The organism is Mesorhizobium sp. M0239 (genome assembly GCF_040321815.1).
In the GTDB taxonomy this organism is placed as follows: Bacteria; Pseudomonadota; Alphaproteobacteria; order Rhizobiales; family Rhizobiaceae; genus Mesorhizobium.
Window position 1 is genome coordinate 1 of sequence record NZ_JAMYSG010000074.1, and the last position, 4,925, is coordinate 4,925.

The 4,925-nt window shown below is 59.1% G+C and carries 5 protein-coding genes and 1 pseudogene; 2 read left to right on the plus strand and 4 right to left on the minus strand.

What is annotated here, in order from left to right; translation table 11 throughout:
- From NKI99_RS33360 to NKI99_RS33375, 4 genes and pseudogenes are all read right to left on the minus strand, one after another.
- Window positions 1-513 (minus strand): hypothetical protein (locus NKI99_RS33360; protein WP_352613689.1); only part of this gene is annotated, 513 nt, incomplete at its 3' end.
- A complete protein-coding gene (locus tag NKI99_RS33365; protein WP_352613691.1) occupies window positions 510-1,613 on the minus strand; it encodes an IS5 family transposase in 1,104 nt (367 codons plus the stop codon). The genes NKI99_RS33365 and NKI99_RS33360, both read right to left, overlap by 4 nt.
- A gap of 95 nt (window positions 1,614-1,708) precedes the next feature.
- A pseudogene (locus NKI99_RS33370) lies at window positions 1,709-2,163 on the minus strand (IS5 family transposase); the annotation flags it as partial.
- 125 nt (window positions 2,164-2,288) lie between these two features.
- Window positions 2,289-3,062: a LuxR family transcriptional regulator gene (locus NKI99_RS33375; RefSeq protein ID WP_352613693.1), complete on the minus strand. Its 774-nt coding sequence runs from the start codon at window positions 3,060-3,062 to the stop codon at window positions 2,289-2,291.
- 277 nt (window positions 3,063-3,339) lie between these two features.
- On the opposite strand from NKI99_RS33375, the gene NKI99_RS33380 reads away from it, so the two are divergent.
- A complete protein-coding gene (locus tag NKI99_RS33380; RefSeq protein WP_352613695.1) occupies window positions 3,340-3,678 on the plus strand; it encodes a hypothetical protein in 339 nt (112 codons plus the stop codon).
- A gap of 253 nt (window positions 3,679-3,931) precedes the next feature.
- Entirely contained in the window at window positions 3,932-4,312 is a 381-nt protein-coding gene (locus NKI99_RS33385) for a tyrosine-type recombinase/integrase (protein ID WP_352613696.1), read from the plus strand.
- The last annotated feature ends 613 nt before the right edge of the window (window positions 4,313-4,925 follow it).

Below are 4,925 nucleotides of genomic sequence, written 5' to 3' on the forward strand. Positions count from 1 at the left end.
ACTGCTCTCATCGACGACGCAAATCGCGGTCTCTTCCAAAGATACGTCTAATCCAGCAAAATACTTCACGGCTGCTCCTTCCCGAAGTTTGTGGCGCTCCAAGGCGACCACGTTGTAACATCCATACAGGAGCAGCCGCCCGCACCTTGGCTCGGGCGAGACCCCAATCACCCCATCTGTTGAAGAAGTCTGACGTATTGCCTTGAGGATGGCCTCGTCGCCGTTGTGGTAGGCGAATGTGATCTCGATCGAGCCGTCGTCGAGCAATTCGGCATAGCCATCGCCTGTGACTTCATCCATCTCGTCACACCCGGCCCATGTGAAGTGAACTATCGAGGGGCTGTAGCTCAGTTCGAGACCGGCTTGCAGGGCGCCAAAGGCGATCTCGCCGTTATTGTCGGGTCCGATGGCGATGGTTGCGGGTCCACCGAGGTTCAGGTAACCGCGATCCCACAGATCGGCTTCGATGATCCGCCAGCGGCCGATCAGTTGGCAGCCTGCGGGCACGGTCATTTCGACGCCGCCAAGAGCTTGGGCAGCCGCACCAGATTGTAGGCGGCGGCCGCGAAGGTGAAGGCCCACCCAACGCGGTCGCGGCCGCGCAATTTGGTCTTCTCCTGCCCAGCGACGGTTTTGATCCAGCCGAACGCCTCTTCGATGCGCTTTCTGATGCGCTGGCTGACGGCATAGCCACCGTGGCGCGTGGTGCGGCGATCGATCGCCGAACGACGGCCGTTCGTGTTCTGCGCTACGTGGGGTGTCACCTTCATCGAGCGCAACTCGTTGACGAAGTCCTCTGCGTCATAGGCCTTGTCGGCACCGAGCGTGATCGCCCGCGGCCGGTCGGCACGAGGTTCGATCATGTGCAGGGCCGCCACCCGCTCGGCATGTCCGTCGGCCAGCGTCAGACAGGCTTCCACCAGCAGGCCGTGGCGGTTCTCCATCAACCCATGTCCCATGAAGCACAACCTGGCCTCCTTGCCCCGCCCTTTGCGGTAGAGCCTGGCGTCGGGGTCGGTAGTCGAGGTGTGCGTCTCGTTCGATCGCCTCTCGCCGTGGAAGTCCGCTTCCGCATTGCGTCCGCCGCCGTCTGCCGGCGGTTCGCCATGACCGCCGCTTGGGCTGCCCTTTGGCTTGACGCTCTTCATCGAAGCCCAGGCCTCGATCAGCGTGCCGTCGACCGAGAAGTGATCCGTGGACAGGAGCTTCTTGACTTTGGGTTGCGCCAGCACGGCCGCCAGGAACTTCGCCGCGATATCGCCCTCCAGCAGCCGGTCACGGTTTTTGGAGAACACCGAATGGTCCCAGGCTGCGTCGTCGACGCCGATGCCGACGAACCAGCGGAACAGGAGGTCGTATTCCAACCGTTCCATCAAAAGCCGCTCCGAGCGGATCGAATAGAACGCCTGCAAAAGCATCGCCCGCAGCAGCTTCTCCGGCGGGATAGATGGCCGTCCGATCGGCGAATATAGCGCCGCGAACTCACGCTCCAGCCTCGACAGGGCTTCAGTCACGATCGTCCTGATCGCCCGCAATGTATGATTGCGCCGAACCCGGACCTCAAGGTCCACGTAGCTGAAAAGTTCGCCAGTTCGATCGTCGCCGCCGCGCACTCGTCACCTCCGAATCCCTTCGGAGCCAGTGAATCATTGCTGCGGTCCGGTGGCGAGGGCCTTTTTCAACAGCCTGCCTAGGCGCTGTCGTATCAGCGATCTGCGATTAGGCTTGAAGCGGGCGGGCAGGGATCGAGGACGAGACGGGCGCCCTTGTGGTCGCTCATCTGGCCTTCCGACAGGAGCAGGACGATCGGCCGTCCGTCAGCGTCGTAGACGGCATGCAGCTTGTAGTTCAGCCCGCCCTCGGTGCGCCCGACGCGGAGGAACATCCCCGTTTTGAGCTCGCCGCGGTGCGGTGGGCCTTCAGGTGGGGCGCGTCTATCATGATGCGCTCGGGCTTCGGCCCTTCGCTGGCGAGCGCGGCGAAGATCCTGTGGAACACGCCGAGCGGGCTCCAGCGGATGAAGTGGTTGTAGAGCGTCTTGTGCGGACCGTAGCCCGCCGGCGCATCCTTCCACTGCAAACCATTGCGGATCACATAGACGATGCCGCTGACGACGCGTTGATCATCGACCCTCGGCACCCCGTGCGACAGCGGAAAATGCAGCCGAAATCCGCGCCATCTGGCGCTCGCTCAGCAGAACAAATCACCCCTTACGGCCTCCTTCAATGGAGACCGTGATTCACAGCTCAAACGAGATTAATAGGTAGGCATGAAGTTTGATGATGCTTTCATATTTGAACAATTCCGAAGTTTACTGCCTTTATAGCTGCAAGCGTCCTGCTCGTGGCATTCAGTTTCTTCTTCACGTTTTTTATGTGGAAATTGACAGTATTTTCGGAGATTTCAAGAATCTTCCCTATTTCCCACGACGATTTCCCTCTCGCCGTCCACAGAATACATTCCTTTTCTCTGAGGGAAAGGCTAGGGGCGTCCTCGATTCCAGCCGATTTCCCGAATTTCTTGATCCTCAAATGGAAATGTAATGCTGCAAGTTGCAAGTAGGTGATTGTGCGATTTTGGAACTCGCGGCCCCAAGGTCGAGCAAAGCTCATAATCGCAAAGCTGCCCTCGGGGCCGTGCAATGGAACGCTAACGCCGGCCCTTAAGCCGAACGTTGCGGCTTCATCGAAAACGCGCCGTTCGCCTTCAGTCGTGCTTCCGTCGTTGTACACCTCGCTCCAGCGGAAGGCGTCTGCTCGCTTTCGACCCGTTTTTATAATGGGGTCTATCTCGTCATAACCCATTTCGAAATAGCGCTCCTGCCATTCATCAGGATAATTCAGCATAGCAGCCGGACCGCGTCGGGCCAGCTTTAGCTCTCTTTGGGCGGGTACAAAAGAGCCATAGGCCATCCACGGGCAATCAAAATTCACGGCAAAAGCAGATAACAGTTCGAACAATCGCTCGGATTGAGAAATGCCAACAGTCTGGTCAAGAAACCGGCCGAACTCGACAGCAAGCGCCTCCCTGGCAGCTTCAGGGGAATGCGCCGCCGGGACCAAAAAATCGGATACTCTGGTAGGCGTCCCTCGAACTTGAGAGATGGCAGTTGTCCGCCGGCATTCCATGGTCTCTACTCCGCCGCATTGGCACTGGATGTTGTCACTCCCGATGCCGCGTGTAAGGCAACGGTTCTGCACACCCGTCCTTGGTAGCCCAACATCGACGCAGGTCTATCATATGTTGTGATTAAAAATGTTATTTTACGATTAACACGGTGTAAAGAGGCATTAAAGTAGAATAAATCATTATGTCACAATATTATTCGATAATGAACATATGGAAATTCTGGAGTTTTGCAGGCCGATGCCCTATCTATCGCGCATACGCTCTAAACCTGGCGAACCCTACGTTGGCATGGCTGGATTATATCCAGAAGCGTTGAAGAACTTCTGCATTCGGTTTCGCCTGAACAGACGTACGCCTCCGGTGAAGCTTTCGATTACCCACATCGTCGGGCCCATTGCCCCGTATGAATCTGCGGTGACGCCGAATCCGGAGACGTCACCGATGCGAGACCAGACCAGCAGCATCGAAGCCGCTTGGCAGGAAGAGCTTTGCGGGGCGGCGCTTCCCGACAAGCGTCTGGTCCGTCGGCTTCAGCGGTTGCTGGATTAGCTGTCAGCAGCGCCGGGCAAGCCAGCGACATTTCGGGCATGCGTCTCGATGATATCGACTGGCGAGAGGGAAGCTTACCTGTCCGTGGCGCCTGCCGCCTGTGAGCAGATTTTTCTGCGAACCGTTGCTCCCCTATCGGCCACTGGCCGGCTCAAGCGTCTCGAGCATCGTCAGCCTCGCCCTTGCGAGGGCGGGCATCGACGATGCTCCTTCGCGAGGCGCCAATCTTCTCCGGCACTCGGCAGCGACCAGCATGCTGCGGGCCGGCGCTAAGCTGACCACCATCGGAACTGTGCTTCGTCATCGCTGGCTCGACACAACTGCCGGGTTGATGTGGGCCGCGGCCTGCCTCGAGCCGCCAGATTCGAACAGACCGCTGATGTACGAGCCCCTGTTCGGCTTGCTTGCCACCACCGGAATGCGCATTTGCGAAGGCCTCGCTCTTCACCTCGAGGACCTGACGGCCGATGGCTTGGTCCGACAAACCAAGTTCCAGAAGAGCCGATTGCTGCCGCTTCACGTCACGACATACGATGCCATGGATAGGTATCTGTCGGTGCGCGGACGGGTCGGCACCTTGAATAGCGCGTTGTTTGTCTCCGCCACAGCACGCCGCCTGCCAACCATACCTTGATCGCCATCTTCTCTGCTCGCGCGATCGATCGGCCTGCGAGGGGGGCGCCGGTCGACCAGGCCTCCCGCATTCACAATCTGCGGCACACCTTCGCCGTTCGCTCTCTGGAGCAATGCCAGCACGATCGCAATGCCGTCCGCCGCCATATCGTCGCCCTCAGCACCTACCTCGGCCACGCACACGTCACCGATCCCTACTGGTATTTTCAGGCAACGCCGATCCTAATAGGGCAGATCGCGACGGCCGGCGAGGCCTTGTATCAAGGGGCCGTCACAAGACCGCGCTGGCTCCTCATCTTGCCACGGAGCACCTGCCGCACGAGCGGTGGGCGAGCCAGCACACCTGTGAAGCTTACGCCTACAGGATCCAATGCTGCTATGCTTCGCTGCTGCCCGATTGAGGATCACGCCGTCGCGAATCGAGATCGAACAGCTCCCCGCCGCTCATCGTCGCCTTCCTGGAATACATTGAGGAGGAGCGCAGCAACTCGGCGCGCACCCGCAACGCCCATATCGCACCAAGATATAAGTCTACGCAACTTAAAGGCTAGCAGCTGGCCATTGCTGCACCTGATGCCAGCATCAGGCCAGCCTGTCGCCAAGTGCTTTCACCG

Bases quoted from the DNA above. Each gene is read 5' to 3' on its own strand.
- NKI99_RS33380 (WP_352613695.1), top strand. From the start codon at position 3,340: ATGGAAATTCTGGAGTTTTGCAGGCCGATGCCCTATCTATCGCGCATA.
- NKI99_RS33385 (WP_352613696.1), top strand. From the start codon at position 3,932: ATGCTGCGGGCCGGCGCTAAGCTGACCACCATCGGAACTGTGCTTCGT.